The sequence below is a fragment of the Curtobacterium sp. TXMA1 genome (assembly GCF_020162095.1).
Classification (GTDB): Bacteria; Actinomycetota; Actinomycetes; order Actinomycetales; family Microbacteriaceae; genus Curtobacterium.
Genome location: NZ_CP083910.1, coordinates 899,728 through 923,285, shown reverse-complemented (window position 1 = coordinate 923,285; position 23,558 = coordinate 899,728). Strand labels below are relative to the sequence as shown.

The following is a 23,558-nucleotide window of genomic DNA, read 5'->3' as shown; positions in this document are numbered from 1 at the left end:
CGCGCGCCCGCCCGCTCCGCCCGTCCGCACCCCGACGTCACTAGTGTCGGAGGCGTGACCAGCGCGCTCCTCACGGACCAGTACGAACTCACCATGGTGGACGCCGCCCTCAAGGACGGCACCGCCGATCGACGCTGCGTGTTCGAGGTGTTCGCCCGCCGCCTGCCCGACGGCCGTCGCTACGGCGTCGCCGCGGGCCTGGGGCGCTTCCTCACCGCGCTGACGGAGTTCCGCTTCGGCGACGAGGAGATCGGGTTCCTCCGCGACCGCGGCGTCATCGACGAGGGCACGGCCCGCTGGCTCGCCGACTACCGCTTCACGGGCGACGTCCGCGCCTACCGCGAGGGCGAGGTGTTCTTCCCGAACTCCCCCGTGCTGCAGGTCGAGGGCACCTTCGCCGAGTCGGTCGTCCTCGAGACCCTCGCGCTGAGCACCTTCAACGCCGACTCCGCGATCGCCGGTGCCGCCGCCCGTATGGTGTCCGCCGCCGACGGTCGACCGCTCGCCGAGATGGGCTCGCGTCGCACCGGTGAGTGGAACGCCGTCGCCGCCGCCCGCGCCGCGTACATCGCGGGCTTCGGCGCGACGAGCAACCTCGAGGCCGGCCGCACCTGGGGCATCCCGACGATGGGCACCGCCGCGCACGCGTTCACGCTCCTGCACGACTCCGAGGAGGCCGCGTTCCGCTCCCAGCTCGACGCCCTCGGTGACGGGACGACGCTGCTCGTCGACACCTACGACATCGAGGCAGCGGTGGAGACCGCCGTCCGTCTGACGAACGGCCGACTCGGCGCGGTCCGCATCGACAGCGGCGACCTGCCGAGCGTCGTCGCCGCCGTGCGCGCCCAGCTCGACCGGCTCGGCGCGCCGGCGACGAAGATCACCGTGACGAACGACCTGGACGAGTACACGATCGCCGCACTCCGTGCCGCTCCGGTCGACTCCTACGGCGTCGGCACGAGCGTCGTCTCGGGGTCGGGCCACCCGGCAGCGGGCATGGTGTTCAAGCTCGTCGCGCACCAGACCCCGGCGGGCGACGAGTGGGTCCCCGTCGCGAAGAAGTCCGCGGACAAGGTGTCGACCGGCGGCCGCAAGGAGGCCGGACGACGACTCCGCAACGGCATCGCGACCGCCGAGGTGGTCCTGACCTCGGGCCGGGTCGGTCCGGACGAGCGTCCCCTGCTCGTCCCGGTGGTCGAGCACGGCGAGGTCGACCCCGCGTTCCTCGGGGTCGCCGGCGTCGAGGCCGCGCGGGCCCACCACAAGCGGGCGAAGGCCGAGCTGCCGGTGGACGCGTCCCGCATCGGCCGCGGCGACCCGGCGATCCCGACCCTGGTGATCTAGCGGCCTACTCGGCCTTCATCTTCTCGTAGATGGCCTTGCAGTCCGGGCACACCGGGAACTTCTCCGGATCGCGGCCGGGCACCCACTTCTTGCCGCACAGCGCCTTGACCGGCTTGCCGGACAGGGCGGACTGCAGGATCTTGTCCTTCTTCACGTAGTGCGAGAACCGCTCGTGGTCGCCGGGCTCGATCGCCTCTTCCTCGAGGAGCTTCTCGAGCTCGCGGTCCATCACGTCGAGGCCGCCGCCGGGTTCCGTCATGCTCATGCCTCCAGGGTACGACGATGCGGCCGACGCCGCGACGGACGGGAGGCACGGGCAGGCCCCGCCGCACGGCCCACCGCACGCGCGCGGACGGGAGGCACGGGGCGGTCCCGACACGCGCCTCCCGTCCGACGGCGCATCCGGACCGGAGCCGACGCGACCGCGTGGTCACGTGCCTCCTGTCCGGCAGTCGGTCAGTTGCGCTGCGCCGCAGCGAGCAGGTCGGGACCGCGCCGGTCGAAGAACCGACCGCCGACGGCCACGCCGACCACGAGCACGACGACGCCCACGGCGACGCCGACGACGAGCGTCGCGGTCGCCCAGGGCTCCTGACCGTCCACGGCGGTGAGCACCGCGAGCCACACCGCGGGGACGAGCGACGCCAGGATGCCGACGATCATCGTCGTCTGCGCGACCGCAGCCGTCGTGCCGGCGGCCTGCGGCTGCTGGAACGGGTGGTCGCCCGGGCGGACCGTCGGGTACGGCAGCAGGACGGAGACGACGCTCGACAGTCCGAGACCGGCCAGCAGGGCGCCGACCGCGATGCCGGTCAGCACCGGGAAGGCCACGGGGTCGCCGAAGAGCGCGGCGGAGACGGCGGCACCGGCCACCACGAGCGGCAGTCCCACGACGAGCAACGGCACGAGACGGCCGAGTCGGTCGCTCCACCCCGGAGCGCCCGAGGCGACGTGCAGCCAGACCGCGGTGTTGTCGTAGGAGACGTCGTTGTGCGGCAGGAACCCGGCGATGAGCGCCATGAGCGGCAGCGGGACGAGCGCGGTCCAGTGCCACGGCACGCCGGCCACCCCGAGCGGGAGCACGACGATCGGCACGAACAGGATGACGAGGTAGGACATCCGGTACCGCGGGTCGCGGCCCCAGTAGGTCAGTGCGCGTGCGGCGACCGCGCCCACCGGGGTGGAACCGAGCCCGGCGAACCAGCCCAGCCCGCGGTAGCGCCGGGAACCGGTACGGCCGTCGGCTGCCTCGAGCGCCCGACCAACGAGCGCCCACCACGCCAGTGCGAGCAGTGCGACGGTGACCAGGGCGACCAGGAGCTTCAGGACCCCCTCGCCGACACGACCGCTGGCGACGTCCGCCGGGACGGCCCAGGCGGCACCCCACGGGGTCCACCCGGCGACGTCGGCGACCCGCTGCAGCTCGGCGCTGGCCGGGTCGAGCCAGTCGCTCCGGAGCAGCAGCGACGCCACCGGCAGCCCGAGGACGACGATGACCAGGGCGGCGAGCCAGCCGGCGTCGCGCGACCGGTGCGGACCGACGAAGGTCGCACCGACGGCGCTGCCGACCCGGAGCAGCAGTGCGCAGGTCAGGGTGCCGAGCAGTGCGGCGACGACCGCGAGCACCGCAGTGCCCCCCGTGCGCGACCAGGCACCGACCTGGCCGACCGCGACGATCGCGACCGCGAGCACCGGGATCCCGACGAGACCGGCGACCCCGAGCCCGACGGCGAGCCGACGACGGTCGATGCCGTACACGGCGAACCGTCGTGGGTCGAACTGGTCGGTCCGGCCCACGACGAGCGGGACGAGGGTGAGCGCGAGGGAGACGAAGGTGCCGACGGGGACCGCGACGGAGCGGGCGACCTCGACGGGCGCCGACCGGAGCGCGAGGAGCTCCCCCGCGACCACGACCGCGGCGACCAGGCCGAGCAGGGACCCGAGCACGACGAGGACCGACCGTCGGGCTCCTCCGCGGACCTCGCCCGCGAGCAGGTCGACCCTCAGTCGGAGAAGCTGTGCAACCATTCCATGCTCTCTGCCACGACGCGGCCGCCCGCGAGTTCGACGAACTTGTCCTCGAGGCTCTTGCGCCCGCGGACCTGCGCCATCGTGCCGGAGGCGAGGACCTTGCCGCCGACGATGATCGCGACCGAGTCGCAGGTGCGCTGGACGAGCTCCATGGAGTGGCTGGAGAGCACCACGGTCCCGCCGCCGCGGGTGTAGCGCCGCAGGATGTCCGTGATGGTCGCCGCGCTCACCGGGTCGACCGACTCGAACGGCTCGTCGAGCACGAGCACGCGCGGCGAGTGGATCAGGGTCGCTGCGAGCGCGATCTTCTTCGCCATCCCGACGGAGTAGTCGGCGACCTGGCGCCCGAGCGCCTCGCCCAGGCCGAACGCCTCGGCCAGGTCGGCACTGCGCTTCCGGGCGGTCGCGCCGTCGAGGCCGCGGAGGGTGGCCGAGTAGTGCAGCAGCTGCGCGCCGGTGAGCCGGTCGAAGAGCCGGAGGCGGTCGGGCAGCACGCCGAGGGCACGCTTCGCCGCAGTCGGGTCCGACCAGACGTCGTGGTCGAGGACGGTGACGGTGCCGGCGTCGGGACGGAGGAGACCGGTGACCATCGAGAGCGTCGTGGTCTTGCCGGCGCCGTTCGGGCCGACGACCCCGAAGATCGAGCCCTGGCGGATCTCGAGGTCGACCTCGTCGGCGGCGAGGGTCTGGCCGTACCGCTTGACCAAGCCGCTCGCGCGGAGCACGACGGGCTGCTGCGCCTGCGCGGTCTGCGTCGCGGCAGCGGTGGCGGTCGGCTGGCGACCGGGAGTGCGCTTCTTCTTCGTCGAGGGGGTCTTCGCGGTCGAGGTCGTGCTCGCGTCAGGGGTGGTGGTCGTCCCCCGGTCGTCGGCGGCGACGGTCGGACTGCCGGTGGTGACACCCCCGGGGGCTCCTGCGGCGAGGGCGCCGCCGGTCGTCGCCGGGGTCGCCGACGCGGGCGTGCCGGGGCCTCCGGGACGGGTGGCGCGACCCTTGCCCTTGCCCTTGCCCTTGCCCTTGCGGGGCGTGCGGTCCGTCGGAGCCGTCGTCGCCGCGGTGGTCGCTGCGACGGCGGTCGCGCCGGCGCCCGTCGCAGCAGCCGGACCGTCGGAGCGCTCACCCTGGTCGACCGCGACGGCCGTCGTGCTCGCGTCGTCGGTCATCTCGTCATCATCGGAGGCGTCGTGCGCATCCCCGTCCCCCGTGTCGTCGTCGGCCGCGTCACCGGGCGGTTCGTCCGCCTCGGCCAGCCAGGCGGCGTCGGACGTCGCGTACACGTCGTCGTCATCAGCTGCAGCCACCGCCCCACCGTACCAACGCGTCGGACGCCCCCGACCCCGACCGTCGGCGCGTCCGCCCGGGCTCCGGTACCGAACCGGTCACAGGGTCACGAATTGAGCACGAAGCGCGCACCGGTGTACCCCGCAGCGGACTCGTTCCGTATCATTCACCAGGGCACGACGGAGTGTTCACCACACGGAAACCTGCTCGGACGGGCTCCGCCGTGGCCGCTCGTCCCCCTCGAGAAGGTGCAGGATGCGCACGCTCACGGCGAACTCCGAACCGGTGCGAGCACACTCGACGAGGCCCGCCCGTGCCCCACGCGGCGCGCGGGCGGACACCAGAAGGGACCAGCATGACCACGCAGATCGTCATCCTCGCAGCGGGGATGGGCAGCCGGCTCGGCCGCAGCCTGCCGAAGCCGCTCACCGAACTCAGCGACGGCCGCACCATCATGCAGCAGCAGTTCGACAACATCCGCGCGGCGTTCGGCTCGAGCGCGCGCGTCACGATCGTCGTCGGATACAAGTCGGAGTACATCGTCGAGGCGTTCCCCGAGGCGAACTTCGTCTACAACGAGTCCTACGACTCCACGAACACGTCGAAGAGCCTGCTGCGTGCGCTGAAGGCCACGGGCAAGAGCGGTGTCCTCTGGATGAACGGCGACGTCGTCTTCGACCCGCGTGCCCTCGTCCGCGCCGCCGACATGATGGACCAGGACCGCTCCTTCGTCAGCGTCAACACCGAGAAGGTGTCCGACGAAGAGGTCAAGTACACGGTCGACGCCCAGGGCTGCATCAAGGAGCTCTCGAAGCGGGTCGTGGGTGGCCTGGGCGAGGCCGTCGGCATCAACTACGTCTCCTCGCGTGACAAGCAGGCGCTCATCCGTCAGCTCGGCCGTGTCGACGACCAGGAGTACTTCGAAGGCGGCATCGAGGCTGCCATCGCCGAGGACGGGCTACGCTGGTCGCCGATCGACATCTCCGACCTGTACGCGGTCGAGATCGACTTCGCCGAGGACCTCGAGCGCGCGAACGACCTGTTCGCCTGAACCGCCGTCAGGACCCCCTCGGCGGATCCGCCCGGAGGGAAGCCGTGACCACAGCGAGTGCGCCGACCGCGCCCGCGACGACCGCATCGACGGCGTCCCGGAGCGCCGGTCGGCGCTACCGTCAGGCGCTCTGGCTGCTGACGGTGCGCGACCTGCGCGTCCGGTACTCGACGTCGGCGCTCGGGTACCTCTGGTCGATCCTCGACCCGCTGGTGATGTCGGCGATCTACTGGTTCGTCTTCACCCAGGTGTTCCACCGTGGGTCGGTCGGTGAGGAACCGTACATCGTCTTCCTGCTGTCGGCGCTGCTGCCGTGGATGTGGTTCACCGGGGCCGTCTCGGACTCGACGCGCGCCTTCACCAAGGAAGCGAAGCTGATCCGGTCGACGACGATCCCGCGGAGCATCTGGGTCGCCCGGGTCAACGCCTCGAAGGGCATCGAGTTCCTGCTGAGCCTGCCGGTGCTCGCCGTGTTCGCGATCGCCACCGGTGCGCACCTGCACTGGGAACTCGCGCTCTACCCCCTGGCCATCGTGCTGCAGGGGGCACTGGTCTACGGACTCGGCCTGATCGTCGCCCCGCTGGTGGTCTTCTTCCGTGACCTGGAACGCGCCGTGAAGCTCGTGCTGCGCTTCCTCTTCTACGCGTCGCCGATCATCTACGGCACGCAGGCGCTGCCGGACCGGCTGCACGACATCGCCGCGCTGAACCCGCTCAGTGGCATCTTCGGCATCTACCGCTCCGCGTTCTTCCCCGGTCAGCTCGACTGGAGAGAGGTCGGCGTGTCGGTCCTCGTCACCGCCGTGGTGCTCGGGGTCGGACTGGTCGTGTTCCGCCGGAGCGAGCACCGTGTCCTGAAGGAGCTGTGATGACCGCCACCGACTCCACCGCGCCGTCGACGACCGTGGCCCCCGTGATCTCGGTCCGGGACGCCGGCATCCGCTTCAAGCGCAACCGCCGGGCGAGCCGGAGCTTCAAGGACCTGTTCGCCGGCAGCAACCGGCGGAAGCGCGCGGACGAGTTCTGGGCGCTCCGCAACGTGTCCTTCGATGTGCGTCCGGGCGAGGCGATCGGCGTCGTCGGGCGCAACGGTCAGGGCAAGTCCACCCTGCTCAAGCTCGTCGCGCAGGTCATGCTGCCGGACGAGGGCCGCGTCCGCGTGAACGCCGGGGTCGCGCCGCTCATCGAGATCACCGGCGGCTTCGTCGGTGACCTCACAGTCCGGGACAACGTGTACCTGACGGCCGGCCTGCACGGGATGTCCCGGTCGGAGATCCGCGACGCGTTCGACGAGATCATCGACTTCGCGGAGATCGGGGACTTCGTCGACACCCCGTACAAGCACCTGTCGAGCGGCATGAAGGTGCGCATCGCCTTCGCCGTGATCTCCCGGTTGGACGAACCCGTCATCCTGGTCGACGAGGTACTGGCGGTGGGTGACAAGAGCTTCCGCGAGAAGTGCTACAAGCGCATCGAGGAACTGCTGGCCGGCGGTCGGACGCTGTTCTTCGTCTCGCACAGCGACAAGGACCTGCGCCGGTTCTGCGACCGCGGGCTCTACCTCGACAAGGGGCGGCTGCAGCTCGACGACACGATCGAGGCAGCGCTCGCGCGGTACGAGGCGGACCACGGGGCCTGAGCCCCTCCTCCACACCAGGGGCCCGCCGTCCCCTCCTCCACAAGCAGTCGTCCCGGACGGCTCCCCCGGGCCCCCGACGTCGGCCCCTCCCCCTACCGTGACCCGCATGCACCACCCACCAACGGCCTACGCAGTCCCGTTCACCGTCGACCGCTCCGGAGCACCACGTCGCTACGACCTGGTGAACACCGGCGCCGAGCCCCTGCACGCGATCTCCTTGACGCACCTCGGCAGCGGCTACTGCCCGCCGCTCGCGGTGAACCGTCTCGACCCGGGGCGGTCCCTGTCGATCGCGGTGTTCGGCGCCGATCCCGAGCAGACCGGCATCGTGGTCGTCCGGTGGCGGCGCCCCGACCGGTCGGAGTACCTGTGGCGGATGGCACTGGTCGGCGACCGCCTCGTCGGGCTCGCGTCGTGACAGCGCCCGCCGGGTCAGGCCTCGCCGCGCTCCGCGGCGACCTCGTGCCAGCGCGTCACGAGTCGGTCCACGGCGGCGTGCAGCCGACTCGTCGCGACACCCGGCGTGGTGTCACCGAAGTACCGCTCGACCCAGTGCCGGAGCTTCGCGAGCTGCTCGGCGTCGTTCGCCGCGGCGTCGACCCGGGCGACGATGTCCACGGCGTCCTCGGCGAGCAGCCAGTTCGCGTCGCCGAGGTACCCGCGCTCGTCCACGTCCGCGTCGGGCGCTGCCGGACGCGTCACGATCAGGGGCTTGCCGACGGCCAGCCGGTCGTAGATCATCGCGCTGATGTCGGTGACCGCGACGTCGGCGTCCGCGAGCTGCCACCCGAGCTGCGGTCCGTCGTCGTACACGTGGTGGGCGGACGGGTCGGCGGCGTTCGCGGCGGCGATGGCGGCGACGATGCGCTCGTGCGCCGACCGGTAGTCCTGGTCGAGCACGCCGCTCCGGGGGTGCGGGCGGTACACCAACCGGTGCCGACCCGTGGCGAGCAGGCGCTCGGCGAGGACGACCCCGTGCGACGCGATCGACCCGTACGCGGCAGCGGCGCGGTCGCCCTCCCACGTCGGCGCGTAGAGCACCACGGTGCGGTCGTCCTGCGGGTACGGCACCGCACCGGCGAAGTGGTCGGCCTGCGGACGGCCGATGGCGATGGTCCGGCGGTCGACGTCGTAGTCCCAGAGCGCTGCACGCAGGCGGTCCCGTGCCGCATCACCCGCGATCAGCGCGTAGTCGTACGCCTTGAACTGGTTGGTCGTCATGTACATCTTGTCGCTCTCGCCGTGGTTGACGAAGACGTGCCACATGCGCCCGTACCGCATCATCTGGAAGTTGCGGGCGTTCTGGTTGACGTACAGGACGATCTTCGGTGCCTGCTCCTCGACGAATCGCTCGAGGTCGACGACCTGACGGGCGTACACCGCGGGCACGGGCGACTCGTCGAGCAGCGTCGTCATCGTGCCGGGGCTGCGCGAGACGATCGCGACGGGGTGCTCGCGGGCGAGTTCCGCCAGGGGCGCGTACCACTGGCGGAGCTGGTACATGTTGACCGCGCCGTCCGCGAAGTAGACCGCCACCTCGATCGACCCCGGCGACAGCCGTGGCGCCTCGGGCAGGCGGCGGGCGAGTTCCCGTCGGTTCCGGCGCGAACGCAGCAGGCGGCGGGCGAGACGGATCGCGGTCCGGACGTCCTTGGTGATCGGCATGGTGGTCCTCAGGCTACGGGCGGTTGCTGTGCGGGTTGCTCGACGGCACGGTCGGCGGCGGGAGCGCCCTCGAGCGCTGCGACACCGACGCCGGAGACGACGGTCCTGGTCCGGGAGCGCGGCGGGGTCAGACGACCGGCGGACGACCGGCGAGCGTCATCCGGGCGATCGTCAGCCACCCCATGGTCCGTGTCGGACCGCAGTCAGCCGTCCAGCCCTCGCGGACGCCGGCGAACCAGGTCCGCAGACGCAGCGGGTGCCGCCACCACCGAGCGACCTGGATCGCGGCCCACGATGCGACGTAGAGCGGTCGCAGCGCCACCGGCAGGTTGCGCCGTGCCAGGAACACGCGGTTGCGCGCGTTCAGGCGGATGTACTCGGTGTGCCGGGCGGGATCGATCGCCGGGTGGTGCGCGACGAGGTCGCCTGCGTACCACGCACGTCGACCGGCGTCCCACACGCGCCACGCGAGCTCGATGCCCTCGTGCGCGTAGAAGTACGGCGCTCCCCAGCCGCCGACGGCACGGTAGACGTCCATCGGCAGGAGCACGGCGCCCTCCCACACCGAGAACACCGGCGACGAGTCCGTCGCGGAGCCCTTGCGGATCCGCGGCACCCAGCGGCGGGGGTTCGCGGAACCGCTCGGGTCGACGACCCGCGGCTGCACGAGCCCGAGCGACGGGTCGCCGTCGAGCAGCGCCACGGCGTCGCGCAGGAAGGTCGGCGACGGGATCGACGCGTCGTCGTCGAGGAAGAACACGTGGTCGCCGTCGACGACCTCGGCCCCGGCGTTCCGACCGGCGGGGATCCCGACGTTCTCCGGCAGGGCGAGCGCACGCACGCCCTCCGGCAGCCCGGTCGGTGCCCAGCCGTTGCCGACGCACACCACGTCGAGCTCGACGTCCTCCTGCGCGAGCACGCTGTCGAGGCCCCGGCGGAGGTCGTCCGGCCGGGTGCCCTGGGACAGGCTCACCACGGCGATGCGCGGTCGCGATCGGCGCATCGGCGCGTTCCGTCGAGCGGTGCCCGGGGTCACGGCCGAACGCTGGCCCTGCGGCACGTCGGGGGCCGGCCCGGTCATGCGCGCACCCGCTTCGACGAGATGATGGCGACGAAGTGACCGGCCGTGGCCAGGACCGCGAGCGGCAGCAGCACCCCGACCAGGATCCGGTCTGCCAGCGGGTCGCCGATCAGGAGCCCGAGCAGGGCGAGGACGAACGCCAGGATCGTGAGCTCGACCGAGTGGTACAGCCGGTGGAAGGGCAGGAAGCGCGCGGCACGGCGGAGTGTCGCCAGGCGTCGACCGGACGGCGCGGTGCCCGCGTCACGACGGTCGACGAGCTTCTCGAGGCCCGCGTTGGCCCGGGCGACGTGGACCATGTCGTTGAGCGCCTTGTTGAGCACGATCACGAGGCCGAGCGCACAGCCGATCGTCGTCCACATCCAGTCCGCGCCGTGGATCGGCCAGGTCGCCGCACGGACCCCGAGGGCGATCGGGATGAGCCCCTCGGTGGTGTAGTGCCCGACCTTGTCGAGGAACACCCCGGCCGGCGACCGGGTGCCGCGCCAACGGGCCACTTCACCGTCGCAACAGTCGACGAGCATCTGCAGTTGGCCGAGCACGAGTGCGAGCAGCGCACCCCAGATGCCGGGGATCAGCAGGGCCGCGGCGACGCTCCACCCGACCAGGATCATCAGGCCGGTCACCTGGTTCGCCGACACGCGGGTCTTCAGCAGCAGCCAGGTCAGGTACGGCGAGACGTCGCGCAGGTAGAGGGACGCCGTCCAGTGCTCGGCGTTCGCGCGCGAGCGGACCTCGTCGGGTTGGGCGACCGCGCGGAGCTCCGCGATGGAGGTCGGTCGGGTCGTGCCGCGGCCGGTGGTGTCGTCGGTCAAGGGGTCAGGTCACCGTCCCGTGTGCGTGGTCAGCTCGGAGGTCCGGGTCAGGAACCCGATGATGAAGCCGATGCCCCAGCCGACGTGGATGCACGGCAGCACCACGATCAGCCACAGCATGGTGGACAGCCCGGAGCGCCGCGCCACGGCGACGGCACCGAGCACGACGAAGAGCAGGTAGACCGCGGGGACGACGAAGCCGAGGGTGGTCCAGGCGACCGGCGAGCCGAGTGCGGCGCCGACGATGCCGACGAGGCCCGCGACGATCCCGAGCGCCATCGCCACGACCATCGCCGGCGGGACGAAGTACCGCACGCCGTTGTTCGCGGGGAACCGGCGCGCGAGCTCACCGCGCCACAGACCCGTCGCGACGAACTGCCGGACGAGTCGGCGCAGGCTCGGGCGCGGACGGTAGGTGACCACGAGCTCCGGGGTGAACCACACCGTGCCGCCGGTCTGGCGCAGCCGACGGTTCAGCTCCCAGTCCTGACCGCGCTTGATGCCCTCGTCGAAGAGCCCGACCTCGAAGAGCCGGTCGCGTCGGAACACCCCGAGGTACGCCGTCTCGGCTGGCCCTGCCTTGCCACCGACGTGGTGCGGTGTCCCACCGAGACCGACCCGGCTGCCGTAGGCGTGCGCGACGGCACGCTCGAACGGTGTCCGTCCCTCGGCGTGCATGATCCCGCCGACGTTGTCCGCGCCGGACTCGAGCAGCACCCGCACGGCGATCCGCGTGTAGTCGGACGGCAGGACCGAGTGGGCGTCGACACGGATCACGATCGGGTGCACCGAAGCGCGGATGGCGACGTTCAGCCCGGCGGGCGTGGACCCGACGGGGTTCTCGATCGCCCGCACCCGCGGATCGGCGGCGCTCATCTCGGCGACCAGTTCGTTCGTCCCGTCGATCGACGGACCGAGCGCGAGGATGACCTCGAACGGCCCCTCGTAGTCCTGGTCGAGCAGGCTCCCGACCGCGGCACGCACCTCGGTGACCTCGTTGAGCACCGGCATCACGTACGAGACCCCCGGAAGGGGCTGTCCGTCTGTCTGCATGCGGTCCTCGGGGTCGTGGCTGGTGCGCGGAGCGCACCGCGGACCGGCACCGCCCCGGAGAGCAGCCATGAGCCTATCAAGCGGCAGGAGCGCCCACCTGCGTCGTGACCGTGCCGCCGGACGCGCCCGGAGGTGGACGACCACCGCACGACGGACGGGAGGCGCGGTACCAGCCGGCACCGCGCCTCCCGTCCGTCGTCCGTCGCGTCAGCTCTTGTACGTCCCGAGCGTGACGTCGGCCTCGCGCGTCTGACCGTCGCGGATGTAGGTGATCGTCGTCTTCGCACCGCCGGCGAAGAAGCGGACCTGCGCGGTCAGGTCGGTGGCGTCCGCCACCGAGGCCGAGCCGATCTTCGTCACGACGTCGCCCTTCTGCAGACCGGCGTCCGCCGCCGCCCCACCGGACGACACCGACTTGATGAGCGCGCCCGTCTGGGTGGCGTTCGCGTCCTCGGAGGCGTCACCGACGGTGGCACCGAGCAGGCCGTGCGTCGCGGAACCGTTCTCACGGATCTCGTTCGCGACGCGCTCCACCAGGTTCGACGGGATGGCGAAGCCGACGCCGATGCTGCCGGACTGCGCGTCCGACGACTGCGAGCTGCCGGCGCTCGCGATGGCGACGTTGATGCCGATCAGCTTGCCCTTCGAGTCGAGCAGGGCACCACCCGAGTTGCCGGGGTTGATCGATGCGTCGGTCTGGATCACGGGCAGCGAGACCGTCGTCGAGGTGGACGACCCTCCGTTGCCCGGGAACTCGAAGGGGCTGTCGCCGTTGCCGCCCTCGTTCGAGTCGCCGCCCTGGTTGGGGGCGCTCGAGGCGACCTGGATGCTGCGGTTCAGGGTCGAGACGATGCCGTCGGTGACGGTGTTCGACAGGCCGAGCGGCGCACCGATCGCGACGGCGGTGTCCCCGACGTTGAGGTCGGACGAGTCCGCGAACGAGATCGGCTTCGTGCCGGTCGCGTCGATCTTGATGACCGCGAGGTCCACCGTCGGGTCCGTGCCGACGAGCTTCGCCGGGTAGATCCTGCCGTCGGACGTCGTCACCGTGATGGTGCCGTTCGAGCTGTCGCCGTCGAGCGTCACCACGTGGGTGTTCGTGACGATGTAGCCGTCCTTGGTGAAGAAGACACCGGAACCGGTGCCGCCCGCGGAACCGGACGACACGTTGATCGTCACGACCGACGGCGTGGCCTGCGCGGCGACGGCGGTGACGACGGTGGCGTTGTTGTAGTCGTTGACCGTGAGGTTGCCGCCGCTCTGCGACGAGCCCGAGCCGATCACGGTCGTGCCGGTCTGGGACGCTCCCGCGGCCCAGCCCGCACCGCCACCCACCAGGCCGGCGAGCACCAGGCCCGCGACGATCGGCAGGACGAGCTTGTTGCGGCCGTTCCTGCCGTCGGTGCTCGTGGCGGCGGCTCTGCCGGTCGCTGCGCCGGCGGCAGCGCCGCCGAAGTAGTGGCCGTTGCGCTGGTTCGAGCCGTCGACGTCACCGAAGGCGCTGGCGGACGAGGGCGCCTGAGCGGAGCCGGGGTACGACGCGCTCTGCGGGGCGGCGTACTGCGACGTTCCCTGTGCGTACTCGCCGTAGCGGGGACGGTCGTACTGGCCCTGGCCGTACTGGTTCTGGCTCTGGCCGTACTGGCCCTGTCCGTACTGGTCCTGGCCGTGCTGGCTCTGGCCGTACTGGCTCTGGCCGTACTGGCCCTGTTCCTGGCCGTACTGGCCCTGTTCCGGGCCGTACGGGCTCTGGCCCTGGCCGTACGGGCTCTGGCCCTGGCCGTACGGGCCCTGGCCCTGGCCGTACTGGCCCTGGCCCTGGCCCTGGCCGTACTGGCTCTGCCCGTAGTGGCTCTGGCTCTGGCCGTACTGGCCCTGGCCGTACTCGCCGTGGCTCTGGCCGTACTGGCTCTGGCTGTACTGGCCCTGACCGGAGGCGCTCGTCGCCGCCTGCCCGTGGTGCGCGTTGTCGGAGCCGTAGGGGCTGGACTGATGGTCGGACCCACTGCTGTCACCGTCGATGGTCGGATACGGGGCGGTGTAGCGGTCCGTCGCGGTGTCGGTCCCCGTGGGGATGACGTCGGTCTCGCCGGCGTGAGTGTGGTCGATCACGTCGGTGTGGTCGTGGTCCGCTCGGCGGTCGGCGGGCTGTCCGGAGACGTCCTGCGTCGACGTGCCCTCACCGGAGGTGTCGCGCGAGGCGTCCTCGGCTGCGGCCCGGTGGTCGGTGTCCTGGGGGCGGTTCTCGTCGCCCTGGCCGTGTGGCGTGGTGTCGGTCATGCTGGACGTGCTCCTTTCAAGCTCCTGCAGTCTTCCGCGTCCACCTGTGCGGTGCTCCTGCTGGGGCTGCAAGCGACCTATGGCGATCTTATGCGTGGGCTGTGGGCGTTCTCCCGGTCCCGCGACGGATCGTGACGTGCCGGGGGCGGGCCGCTGCTCCGTCCTACTAGGTTGGGGTCCTCCAGGGCGTCGATCTGCGCCCAGCGCACCGGAGGGACCCACCATGCACCGCACCGGACCCTGGCTCCGCGCAGCCGAGGGGGCGATGCTGCTCGGCTCCGACGGCGTCCCCGCCCCGACGGTCTTCGCCGAGATGAGCGCACTCGCTGCGGCGACCGGAGCGATCAACCTCGGACAGGGGTTCCCCGACCAGGACGGCCCGGTCGAGGTGCTCGACGCCGCGGTCGAGGCCATCCGCCGCGGGGTGAACCAGTACCCGCCCGGCCGTGGGGCGCCCGAGCTCCGGGAGGCGATCGCGGACCACCAGGCCCACTGGTACGGCCTGTCGGTCGACCCGGGCCGCGAGGTCCTCGTCACCGCGGGCGCGACCGAGGCCCTCGCCGCGACGCTGCTCGCGTTCGTCGAACCCGGCGACGAGGTGATCACCTTCGAACCCTTCTACGACGCCTACGGCGCGCTGATCCGCCTCGCCGGGGGCACGCACGTGACGGTCCCCCTCACTGCTCCGGACTTCCTGCCGGACGAGGACACCCTCCGTGCCGCCTTCTCCGACCGCACCCGGATCGTGCTCGTGAACACGCCCCACAACCCCACCGGCCGGGTGCTCCCCCGCGAGGTCCTGGCGGCCGTGCTCGAGCTCGCCGAGCGCCACGACGCCCTCGTCGTCACGGACGAGGTCTACGAACACCTGACCTTCGGCACTCCGCACGTCCCCGTCGCGACCCTGCCCGGCGCCGGGGACCGGACGATCACGATCTCGAGTGCTGGCAAGACCTTCAGCACCACCGGCTGGAAGGTCGGTTGGCTCACGGCTGCCCCCGCGCTCGTCGAGGCCGTGGTCTCGGTCAAGCAGTACCTGACGTTCGTGAACGGTGCCCCCTTCCAGCCCGCGGTCGCGACCGGACTCCGACTGCCCGACGAGGTCTTCCACGGCATCGCCCGCGAGCTCTCCGAGAAGCACGACCTGCTCGCGGCCGGCCTCCGTTCCGCTGGCTTCGACGTGATGCGTCCCGACGGTGGCTACTTCGTCCTGGCGGACACCGCACCGCTCGGGTACGACGACGCCCGCGCCTTCTGCCTCCGCCTCCCCGAGCTCGCCGGCGTGGTGGGCGTCCCGGTGTCGGCGTTCGTCCGGCCCGAGCGAGCGGCGGGCTACCGGTCGCTCGTGCGCTTCGCCTTCTGCAAGCGTCGGGACGTGCTCTCCGAGGCCGCGGCCCGGCTCGCGGCGCTCTCCCTCGCACGCTGACCCCGGCTGCCTCGAGCGGACACGGGTCCGACGCCCCGGGAGCCCGTCCGAGCGCCTGCGACGCTGCGAGGCTGCGAGGCTGCGAGACTGCGACCCATCCGAGCCGCAGCTCCTGCCGTCCCCGCGAGCGGGCCTTTCCCGTGCTGATCAGACGGTCGCCCTGCCCGCTTCCGCCCGCTCCTGCCCGCTCGTCGCTCTTTCGAGGTCCCGCCCTCCTGCCCGGCCCCCGAGCGGGCACGACCTGCTCCCCGCGCCTCCCTCGAGCACCGATTCCACCCGCCCGACGACCGAACGACCAGCCGGACCGAGCAGCACCACCACGAACGGGCGGAACCGACTCGAGAAGGACGATCCACCTGCGCCTTCCGCCCGCCCGACCACACCCCGACCAGCCGGACCGACCAGCACCACCACGAACGGGCGGAACCGACTCGAAAAGGACGATCCACCTGCGCCTTCCGCCCGCCCGACCACACCCCGACCAGCCGGACCGACCAGCACCACCACGAACGGGCGGAACCGACTCGAAAAGGACGATCCACCTGCGCCTTCCGCCCGCCCGACCACACCCCGACCAGCCGGACCGACCAGCACCACCACGAACGGGCGAAACCGGCTCGGGACGGACGAACCCTGCGCCTTCCGCCCGCCCGGCGACACCCCGACCAGCCGGACGGACCAGCACCACCACGAACGGGCGGAACCGGCTCGGGTCGGACGGCCGGCCTGCGTCTTCCGCCCGCTCGCGACAGGGACGGGGACGGGAACGGGGAACGGGGGACGGGAACGGGGACGGTTCCGCGCACGGGGACCGCAGCGCGGGCGGGAACGGCGGCGAGCGCGCGGCGGTTCAGCGCGGGTGGACGTCGAACCGACGGAGCGCGAGCGAGGGGTTGACCGCTCGCACCGCCTCGGTGGTCCCGGTGTCGATCGTCGCGACGACGGTCCCCGCACTCGCCCCGGCAGCGGCGACCGCGACGCCCGACGGGTCGATCACGACGGACCCGCCGATGCCGATCGGTCCGGTCTGTCCGACCCCGACGACCCAGACGGTGTTCTCGATCGCACGGGCCGTCAGCAGCGTGCGCCAGTGGTGTTCCTTCCCGGGACCGCGCACCCACTCCGCCGGCAGCACGACGACGTCCGCTGCGCCGGCCTCCGGTGCGGCGAGTCGCCGGGTGACCTCGGGGAACCGCAGGTCGTAGCAGGTCTCGAGTCCGATGCGCAGCCCGCCGAGCTCGAAGACCGGCAGCTGGTCGGCGTCACCGGACTCGATGCGGTCGGACTCCCTCGAGCCGAACGCGTCGTACAGGTGCACCTTTCGGTAGGTCGCGGCGATCGAGCCGTCGGGCAGCACCGCGACCAGGGTGTTCCGGAACCGCCCGCTCGTCTCCGCGGTCTCGGCGACGCCGACCACGAGTCCGATCGCGTGCTGCCGCGCGATCTCTCGCAGACCGCTGACGAAGGGCCCGTCGAGCGGCTCCGCTGCGGCGACGAAGTCGTCGTCGAGTTCCGCGCTGAAGTACGAGGTGTACTCGGGCGTCACGAGCAGGTCGGCACCGCGCTCAGCGGCGTCCTCGGCAGCCGACTGCACGGTCCGGAGGTTGGCCGCGGTGTCGTCCACGGGTGCGAACTGGGCGGCGGCGACGGTGAGGGTTGCCATGCTCCGAGCGTAGCCACGCATCGACACGGCACGACTCGGCGCACACGAACGACGAAGGCCCCGGTCCGACTGGACCGGGGCCTTCGTTGTGACGCTTGGTTGCGGGGGCAGGATTTGAACCTACGACCTCTGGGTTATGAGCCCAGCGAGCTACCGAACTGCTCCACCCCGCGGCACATCCAATAGCCTACACACCCCCGTGGCGGGGCACAAATCGAGTGCCCCGCCACGGCGTGTCAGTTGCCGTTCTCGGCTTCGGTCGCAGCCTGGATCGCATCCTGCAGGCGCTTGTCCGCCTCGGCCGCGGCGACCAGGTCGTTCTCGGCGTAGGCCTGCTGGCGGTCCTGCAGCGCACTGCGCGCCTCGGCCAGCGCCTGCTCGAGCGCCTGGTTCCCCGACCCGCTCGACGAGCCGGCCGACCCACCGGACGCAGAGCCCGAGTCGCCCGACGACGCCGAACCCGACGAGCCCGAGTCGGACGAGCCCGAGCCCGAGTCGGACGAGCCCGAACCGGAGTCGGACGAACCGGTCGAACCCGACCCGTCCGCGGCACCCTGGTCACCGGCGGCGGCACCGGAGTTGCCGTCGAACAGCTCGTTGAGCGCCTGGTCGAGGGTGTCCTCGAACGCGATCTTGTCGCCGAAGGCCACGAGCACCTTCTGCAGCAGCGGGTACGAACCACTCGAGGTCGACTGGACGTAGACCGGCTGCACGTAGAGGAACCCGCCACCGACCGGCAGCGTGAGCAGGTTGCCCTGCTTCACGGTCGAGTTGCCGCGCTTCAGGATGTTCAGCTCCTGCGACACGGTGGTGTCACCGTTGAAGAGGCTCTGCACCTGCGCCGGGCCGGGGATGTTGTCGGTCTTCGGCATCGTCAGCAGCGTGAGCTTGCCGTAGTTCGCCGCCTTCTCGCCCTTGCCGGCACCGCCCGCGTCGGAGTCGACCGCCAGGTAGCCGGTCAGCACGTTGCGGTTGTTCGCTCCCGCCGACTGCTGCGGGATGTACGTCGTGTACAGCGAGTACGCGGTGTCCTGCCCCGGCACCTTCATCGTCAGGTAGTACGGGTCCTGCAGGTTGCCCTGTGACGGCGTGGTCCTCGTACCGAGCGCGTTCGTCGTCGTCTGCGAGACCGTGTCGGAGTTCGCCTCGGAGTCGGTCGTGCCCGTGGTCGTCTCCTGCGGCGTGTTCCACGCGTCGTCACCCGAGTAGAACGAGTTCGCGTTGGTCACGTGGTACGTACCGAGGATCGCACGCTGCACCTTGAACAGGTCGGTCGGGTAGCGCACGTGGTCGAGCAGCTCGGCACTCATCTGCGACACCGGCTCGGTCGTCGACGGGAAGATCTTCTGCCACGTCTTGAGCACCGGGTCCTGCGTGTCCCACGCGTAGAGCGTCACCTTGCCCGTGTACGCGTCGACGGTCGCCTTGACCGAGTTGCGCATGTAGTTCACCTGGTCGGTGCTGAACGCCGACGAGTCGGTGCCCGCGACCGTGTCCGACAGGCTCTGGCTCTGCGAGTACGGGTACGCGTCGCTGGTCGTGTAGCCGTCGACGATCCACTGGATGCGGTGGTCGACGATCGCCGGGTACGCGTCACTGTCGAGCTTCAGGTACGGGGCGACCTTCTGCACGCGCTGGATCGGGTCGCGGTCGTAGAGGATCTGCGAGTCGCGGTTCACGGCGTCCGACAGGAGGATCTGCTCGGACTGGAACTTCGCGGCGTAGACGAGGCGGTTGAAGAACCCGCCGAGGCTCGGTCCGCCGTTGCCCTGGTACGTCGTCGTGGCGTTGCCGCCGTCGCTGTCGTCCGAGCCGGCGGGGTAGTCGAGCTCGATGTTCTTCGAGCCCTCGGGCGCACCGACGATCGAGTAGGGCGGCGAGGTCTCGCCGAAGTACACGCGCTCCTGGTAGTTGCCGAGCTTCCCGTTGGAGGGGATGCCCGACTCGAGGAACACCGGCTTGCCGTCGCTCGCCCGCTGGTTGCCGTACGCCGCGGTGACGCCGAAGCCGTGGGTGTAGACGAAGGTCCGGTTGTACTGGGTGTTCGCCTGTGAGCTGAGGCCGGCGAGGTCGATGTCGCGGACCGCGATCACCGTGTCCTCGGTCTGGCCGTCGATGTCGTAGCGGTCGACGTCCAGCTGGTCCGGGAACTGGTAGTACTGCCGGTACTGCTGCAGCTGGCTGAAGGTGTCCGAGACGATCTTCGGGTCGATCAGACGGATGTTCGCCGTGGTCTGGGCGTCCTGTGCCAGGGCACCCGAGCTCGCCTCGGTCGTCGCGTCGTAGTTCTGCTCCTCGACCCCGCTCACGCCGTAGGCGTCGCGGGTTGCCTTGATGTTCCGCTCGATGTACGCGGACTCGTACGTGCGCTCGGAGGGCTTCACCTGGATGCGCTGGATGATCCACGGGTAGACGCCACCGATGACGATCGCCGCGACGAGCAGCAGCCCGGTGCCGACGATCGAGATGCGCCAGCGGCCGATGACCGCGGTGACGATGAACAGGACCGCGACGATCGCCGCGATGCCGGCCATGATCTCGCGCCCGGGGATGACGGCGTTGACGTCGGTGTACTGCGCACCCGTGATGAGCGGGTTGTCCTTCGTCAGCGCGGCGTACTGGTCGAGCCACAGGCTCACGGCCTGCAGCGCCACGTAGACGGCCGCGGTGACGGCGAGCTGGATGCGCGCGGCCTTGGAGATGCGGACCTCGCGCCCGCCGAAGCGCAGGGCCCCGTAGAGGTAGGTCGCGGCGAGCGCGGCGATCCCGGCGATGAGCACGACCGCCGACGAGTACGCCACGATCGAGCGCCAGAACGGCAGCTCGAACACGTAGAACCCGATGTCGAGGCCGAACTGCGGGTCCTTCTTGCCGAACGACGTCCGGTTGAAGTACTCGAGCACCATGCTCCAACGGCCCGCGGTCGCGAGCCCGGCGAACAGGCCGAGGACGACCGGGATGCCGATCATCACCGCGCGGCGCAGCGGCTCGATGACCTGCTGGTAGCGGTCGAGCTGCGAGTTGAGCTTCGCGTAGACGGGCCGGAACCGGAAGGCGAGCGCGATGCTCACGTACACCGGGACGGCCATGCCGAGGAACCCGGCCACGAACATGAGCGTGCCCGCGATCCAGCGCGTGGTGAGGACCTGCTGGAAGCCGAGCTGCGCGAACCACGCGTAGTCGGTGTACAGGCTGGCGAAGATGAAGAAGCCGATCACCAGTGCGGCCAGCACGATGATCGTGACCACGATCGGGACCCGCGGCGAACGCCGCCCAGCAGGGCCCGAGGTGGACGAGGTTGTCGTCACTTGATGTGCTCCAGACGTGTCGGACCGGCGGGCCCGGCACGGCGGGCCGTCAGTGCACCGATCCTATTGGTCCGGACCGACAGCGAAACTGTGCGGGGACTCAGGAAGGCGGGCCCTGCCTCCAGACAGCTCAGCCTGGAGGAAGGACCCGCGACGTGCGCGCACGTCGCGACACCGGGTCGGCCGGCTCAGGAGCCGCAGCGCGCCAGTCCGGCGGTGCTCTTCCCCGAAGCGATCGTCTGCAGGTCGGTGACGGCCTGGTCGAGCGTGGCGACCTTGTAGACGTCGAGTCCGTCCGGGACGTGCCCGACGACCTCGTCGCAGTTGTCGGCCGGTGCGAGGAAGACGGTCGCGCCGGCGTCCTTCGCGCCGTAGAGCTTCTGCCGGATCCCACCGATCGGACCGACCTCGCCGTCGGCGGTGATCGTGCCGGTCCCCGCCACGTGCTTCCCACCGTTGAGCTTCCCCGGTGTCAGCTCGTCGATGATCCCGAGTGCGAACATCATGCCGGCCGAGGGGCCGCCGACGTCCTGCAGCGCGATCTTCACCTCGAAGGGGAAGTCGTACCGCTCGGTGACGCCGACGCCGAGGAGCGGGGTGCCCTGCTCCTCGCGCGGGGTGACCTCGACCTGGCGGCTCGTGCCGTCCCGCTCGATCGTCACGGTCGCGGGCGACGAGGTGCCGTGCTTCGCGACGGCAGCGCGCAGGGTGCCGGCATCGACGTTCGTCGTGAGCTGCTCACCGTCGAACGCCGTGATGACGTCGCCCTTCCGGATGGTGCCGTCCGCTGCGGACCCGGGCTGCACGGAGCCGACCTCGAGCCGGGTCGGGAGCTCCTCGCCCTGGTGGATGAGCGCCGCGGCGACCGCCGACTGCTGCGAGGACTGCATGTCCGCGGCGTCCTGCTGGTTCACCTGCTCGGTGGTGGTGCCCTCGGGGTAGATCGCACTCGCCGGGATCACCGCTTCCGAGCGCGAGAACAGCGCACGGATCACGCTCCCCCACGACGGTCGGTTCGTCGCGTCCCCCTGGATGCCGACGGTCAGCATGTCGAGGGCACCGGAGGTCGGGTACGTCTCGGCTCCGTCGATCTGGATGAGTTCGACGTCCTTCGCGTCCTTCCCCTGGCCCTGCCGCTGCGTGCCGATCGTGTTGTAGACCGGTCCCGGTACCTCGATCAGGTACGGGCTGGGCAGGAAGCTGGCCAGGAGCGCGAGCACCACGGCCCCGGTGACGAACGCCCAGCCCACCGTGCGTGAACGGGAGCGGCGGCGGGGCGCGGGGGCGAAGAGGGTCACGGACGTCCTTCCACGGGGCGGTTCGCCCGCGTGTTCGCGGGCTGTTCGCCCTCGGCGCAGCGGTCCTGGTGTCCCCTCGGGAGCATCCCAGGCGCGGCCCCGTGAGCAGCGGTTAGCGTAGTCGTCATGCCTGATCAACCGCAGCCGGGGCCGGACGACGACTTCCAGGAGATGCTGCGCAAGCTGCTCTCCGGAGAGGGACAGATCGACCCGTCGCAGCTCGCGGGCGCCGCCGGACTGCCGAACGACCCGGCGTTCGTGGCGAACCTGATGAGCCAGCTGCAGCGGGCGGCGCAGTCGGGCGGGGACGGCATCGACTTCTCGGTCGCGTCCGAGCGGGCCACTGCGATCGCCCGCGACGGCGGCCACCCGGTGGACCCCGCGACCGCCCAGGCCTCCGACCAGGCCTTCCAGGTCGCCGCGCTGTGGCTGGACGAGGCCACCAGCGTCCCCGAGCTGACGGCGACACCGAGCCTCTACACGCGCGAGCAGTGGGCGAAGGCAACGACCCCGGTGTGGGCGCAGATCGCCGAGCCGGTGGCACTGAGCATCTCGAACGCCCTCACCGAGGCGATCGAGCAGCGCGCACCGGAGCAGCTCAAGGCGATGCTCGGCGACGTCTCGAAGGCGATGCGCGGCGTCGGCGGCGCCCTCTTCGCCATCCAGCTCGGGCAGGTGGTCGGACAACTGTCGAAGGAGGTCGTCTCCGGCGGCGACGTCGGCGTGCCGCTCCTCGACGAGCAGGTCGCGGCGCTGCTGCCGCAGAACGTGGCGGAGTTCGCCGAGGGCCTCGACGTCCCCGAGGACGAGGTCCGCATCTACCTGGCCGTCCGCGAGCTCGCGCACGCCCGGCTGTTCCGCTCCGCGCGGTGGCTGCGACTGCACATCATCTCGTCGATCACCGACTACGCACGGGGCATCCACATCCCGTTCGACCGGGTCGAGGAGCTCGCGTCGGAGATCGACCCGACGAACCAGGAGCAGCTCCGCGACGCGCTCGCGTCCGGCGCGCTCATCCCGCCGCGGACCCCCGAGCAGGAGGCCGCGCTCGGTCGGCTCGAGACCGTGCTCGCGCTCGTCGAGGGCTGGGTCGACACGGTCACCGCAGCCGCGACCGCGCGGTTGCCGAAGTCCGACGCGATCGCCGAGATGGTGCGCCGTCGCCGTGCGGCGGGTGGTCCGGCGGAGTCCGCCTTCGCCACCCTCGTCGGCCTCGAGCTCCGTCCCCGCCGGCTGCGTGAGGCCGCGGCGCTCTGGCAGCGGGTCACCGAGGAGCTCGGCGCCGAGGAGCGCGACGCTCTCTGGTCGCACTTCGACGCCGTACCGACCTCCGAGGACGTCGACGACCCGGACGCCTTCGTGCTGCGGCTGCGCAACCCCGGTCGCTCGGCCGACGACGACGCGTTCGACAAGGCCCTCGAGGACCTGCTCAACGACGCCTCCGGTGACCGTCCGCGCGAGGACGAGCACGGCGGGATCGAGGACGAGGGCGACGGCCCCACGGGCGACGGCCCCGCGGACGACGGCGCGGGTGACGGCTCCCCCGGTGCCGGGCCCCGCTAGTTCTCCACAGATCGCGGTGACCGGTCCCACGCGGCCGGTCGCCTGCGACACGGTGGGTGC

At 71.3% G+C, this 23,558-nt stretch carries 18 protein-coding genes and 1 tRNA gene; 7 read left to right on the top strand and 12 right to left on the bottom strand.

The window, feature by feature from the left end; translation table 11 throughout:
• Positions 1–93: 93 nt before the first annotated feature.
• The gene (locus LCG91_RS04425) at positions 94–1,344 is read left to right on the top strand and encodes a nicotinate phosphoribosyltransferase (protein WP_058750629.1); all 1,251 of its coding nucleotides are present in this window, start codon (positions 94–96) and stop codon (positions 1,342–1,344) included.
• A 4-nt stretch (positions 1,345–1,348) separates the two neighbouring features.
• Here LCG91_RS04425 and LCG91_RS04420 read toward each other — a convergent pair whose 3' ends face one another.
• The 3 genes from LCG91_RS04420 to LCG91_RS04410 all read right to left on the bottom strand — a co-directional run bounded on the left by LCG91_RS04420 (position 1,349) and on the right by LCG91_RS04410 (position 4,676).
• On the bottom strand, positions 1,349–1,609 hold the full coding sequence (locus LCG91_RS04420) for a DUF3039 domain-containing protein (RefSeq protein ID WP_111228526.1): 261 nt from the start codon (positions 1,607–1,609) through the stop codon (positions 1,349–1,351).
• Between the two features lie 191 nt (positions 1,610–1,800).
• Positions 1,801–3,372 (bottom strand): ABC transporter permease, encoded by a 1,572-nt coding sequence (locus tag LCG91_RS04415; RefSeq protein ID WP_224442626.1) that lies wholly within the window; start codon positions 3,370–3,372, stop codon positions 1,801–1,803.
• Positions 3,348–4,676: an ABC transporter ATP-binding protein gene (locus tag LCG91_RS04410; RefSeq protein WP_224442625.1), complete on the bottom strand. Its 1,329-nt coding sequence runs from the start codon at positions 4,674–4,676 to the stop codon at positions 3,348–3,350. The genes LCG91_RS04415 and LCG91_RS04410 overlap by 25 nt, the downstream gene beginning before the upstream one ends.
• Before the next feature lie 335 nt (positions 4,677–5,011).
• Between LCG91_RS04410 and LCG91_RS04405 the strand changes: the two genes are divergently transcribed.
• The 4 genes from LCG91_RS04405 to LCG91_RS04390 all read left to right on the top strand — a co-directional run bounded on the left by LCG91_RS04405 (position 5,012) and on the right by LCG91_RS04390 (position 7,764).
• Entirely contained in the window at positions 5,012–5,707 is a 696-nt protein-coding gene (locus LCG91_RS04405) for an NTP transferase domain-containing protein (RefSeq protein ID WP_058728890.1), read from the top strand.
• Between the two features lie 44 nt (positions 5,708–5,751).
• A complete protein-coding gene (locus LCG91_RS04400) occupies positions 5,752–6,576 on the top strand; it encodes an ABC transporter permease (protein WP_058728889.1) in 825 nt (274 codons plus the stop codon).
• Positions 6,576–7,346 (top strand): ABC transporter ATP-binding protein, encoded by a 771-nt coding sequence (locus LCG91_RS04395; RefSeq protein WP_224442624.1) that lies wholly within the window; start codon positions 6,576–6,578, stop codon positions 7,344–7,346. Before LCG91_RS04400 ends, LCG91_RS04395 begins: the two co-directional genes overlap by 1 nt.
• Before the next feature lie 106 nt (positions 7,347–7,452).
• Positions 7,453–7,764 (top strand): hypothetical protein, encoded by a 312-nt coding sequence (locus tag LCG91_RS04390; protein WP_224442623.1) that lies wholly within the window; start codon positions 7,453–7,455, stop codon positions 7,762–7,764.
• A 14-nt stretch (positions 7,765–7,778) separates the two neighbouring features.
• Here the strand turns inward: LCG91_RS04390 and LCG91_RS04385 are convergent, their stop codons facing one another.
• The 5 genes from LCG91_RS04385 to LCG91_RS04365 form a co-directional block, all read right to left on the bottom strand.
• Positions 7,779–9,011, bottom strand: a complete 1,233-nt coding sequence (locus LCG91_RS04385; protein WP_224442622.1) for a CDP-glycerol glycerophosphotransferase family protein — start codon at positions 9,009–9,011, stop codon at positions 7,779–7,781.
• A gap of 127 nt (positions 9,012–9,138) precedes the next feature.
• Positions 9,139–10,014 (bottom strand): glycosyltransferase family 2 protein, encoded by an 876-nt coding sequence (locus LCG91_RS04380; protein ID WP_224443096.1) that lies wholly within the window; start codon positions 10,012–10,014, stop codon positions 9,139–9,141.
• Between the two features lie 74 nt (positions 10,015–10,088).
• The gene (locus LCG91_RS04375) at positions 10,089–10,907 is read right to left on the bottom strand and encodes a CDP-alcohol phosphatidyltransferase family protein (RefSeq protein WP_058728249.1); all 819 of its coding nucleotides are present in this window, start codon (positions 10,905–10,907) and stop codon (positions 10,089–10,091) included.
• 9 nt (positions 10,908–10,916) lie between these two features.
• The gene (locus LCG91_RS04370) at positions 10,917–11,960 is read right to left on the bottom strand and encodes a glycosyltransferase family 2 protein (protein WP_058728248.1); all 1,044 of its coding nucleotides are present in this window, start codon (positions 11,958–11,960) and stop codon (positions 10,917–10,919) included.
• Between the two features lie 207 nt (positions 11,961–12,167).
• Positions 12,168–14,240 (bottom strand): S1C family serine protease, encoded by a 2,073-nt coding sequence (locus LCG91_RS04365; protein ID WP_224442621.1) that lies wholly within the window; start codon positions 14,238–14,240, stop codon positions 12,168–12,170.
• A 223-nt stretch (positions 14,241–14,463) separates the two neighbouring features.
• On the opposite strand from LCG91_RS04365, the gene LCG91_RS04360 reads away from it, so the two are divergent.
• The gene (locus LCG91_RS04360) at positions 14,464–15,666 is read left to right on the top strand and encodes an aminotransferase class I/II-fold pyridoxal phosphate-dependent enzyme (RefSeq protein WP_224442620.1); all 1,203 of its coding nucleotides are present in this window, start codon (positions 14,464–14,466) and stop codon (positions 15,664–15,666) included.
• An 850-nt stretch (positions 15,667–16,516) separates the two neighbouring features.
• Here LCG91_RS04360 and LCG91_RS04355 read toward each other — a convergent pair.
• The 4 genes from LCG91_RS04355 to LCG91_RS04340 form a co-directional block, all read right to left on the bottom strand.
• Positions 16,517–17,329 carry a carbon-nitrogen hydrolase family protein gene (locus tag LCG91_RS04355; protein WP_224442619.1) on the bottom strand — a complete coding sequence of 271 codons (813 nt, stop codon included), beginning with the start codon at positions 17,327–17,329 and terminating at the stop codon, positions 16,517–16,519.
• 96 nt (positions 17,330–17,425) lie between these two features.
• Positions 17,426–17,502, bottom strand: a tRNA-Met gene (locus LCG91_RS04350).
• A gap of 63 nt (positions 17,503–17,565) precedes the next feature.
• Positions 17,566–20,577, bottom strand: a complete 3,012-nt coding sequence (locus tag LCG91_RS04345; protein WP_224442618.1) for a UPF0182 family protein — start codon at positions 20,575–20,577, stop codon at positions 17,566–17,568.
• Positions 20,578–20,825: 248 nt separating this feature from the next.
• Positions 20,826–21,935 carry a PDZ domain-containing protein gene (locus LCG91_RS04340; RefSeq protein ID WP_058728245.1) on the bottom strand — a complete coding sequence of 370 codons (1,110 nt, stop codon included), beginning with the start codon at positions 21,933–21,935 and terminating at the stop codon, positions 20,826–20,828.
• Between the two features lie 126 nt (positions 21,936–22,061).
• Between LCG91_RS04340 and LCG91_RS04335 the strand changes: the two genes are divergently transcribed.
• Entirely contained in the window at positions 22,062–23,498 is a 1,437-nt protein-coding gene (locus tag LCG91_RS04335; protein WP_224442617.1) for a zinc-dependent metalloprotease, read from the top strand.
• The last annotated feature ends 60 nt before the right edge of the window (positions 23,499–23,558 follow it).

Coding starts and splice junctions, on each gene's coding strand:
- LCG91_RS04420 (WP_111228526.1), bottom strand. CDS start 1,609: ATGAGCATGACGGAACCCGGCGGCGGCCTCGACGTGATGGACCGCGAG.
- LCG91_RS04395 (WP_224442624.1), top strand. CDS start 6,576: ATGACCGCCACCGACTCCACCGCGCCGTCGACGACCGTGGCCCCCGTG.
- LCG91_RS04405 (WP_058728890.1), top strand. CDS start 5,012: ATGACCACGCAGATCGTCATCCTCGCAGCGGGGATGGGCAGCCGGCTC.
- LCG91_RS04360 (WP_224442620.1), top strand. CDS start 14,464: ATGCACCGCACCGGACCCTGGCTCCGCGCAGCCGAGGGGGCGATGCTG.
- LCG91_RS04380 (WP_224443096.1), bottom strand. CDS start 10,014: ATGCGCCGATCGCGACCGCGCATCGCCGTGGTGAGCCTGTCCCAGGGC.
- LCG91_RS04355 (WP_224442619.1), bottom strand. CDS start 17,329: ATGGCAACCCTCACCGTCGCCGCCGCCCAGTTCGCACCCGTGGACGAC.
- LCG91_RS04370 (WP_058728248.1), bottom strand. CDS start 11,960: ATGCAGACAGACGGACAGCCCCTTCCGGGGGTCTCGTACGTGATGCCG.
- LCG91_RS04415 (WP_224442626.1), bottom strand. CDS start 3,372: ATGGTTGCACAGCTTCTCCGACTGAGGGTCGACCTGCTCGCGGGCGAG.
- LCG91_RS04390 (WP_224442623.1), top strand. CDS start 7,453: ATGCACCACCCACCAACGGCCTACGCAGTCCCGTTCACCGTCGACCGC.
- LCG91_RS04335 (WP_224442617.1), top strand. CDS start 22,062: ATGCCTGATCAACCGCAGCCGGGGCCGGACGACGACTTCCAGGAGATG.
- LCG91_RS04385 (WP_224442622.1), bottom strand. CDS start 9,011: ATGCCGATCACCAAGGACGTCCGGACCGCGATCCGTCTCGCCCGCCGC.
- LCG91_RS04365 (WP_224442621.1), bottom strand. CDS start 14,240: ATGACCGACACCACGCCACACGGCCAGGGCGACGAGAACCGCCCCCAG.
- LCG91_RS04425 (WP_058750629.1), top strand. CDS start 94: ATGGTGGACGCCGCCCTCAAGGACGGCACCGCCGATCGACGCTGCGTG.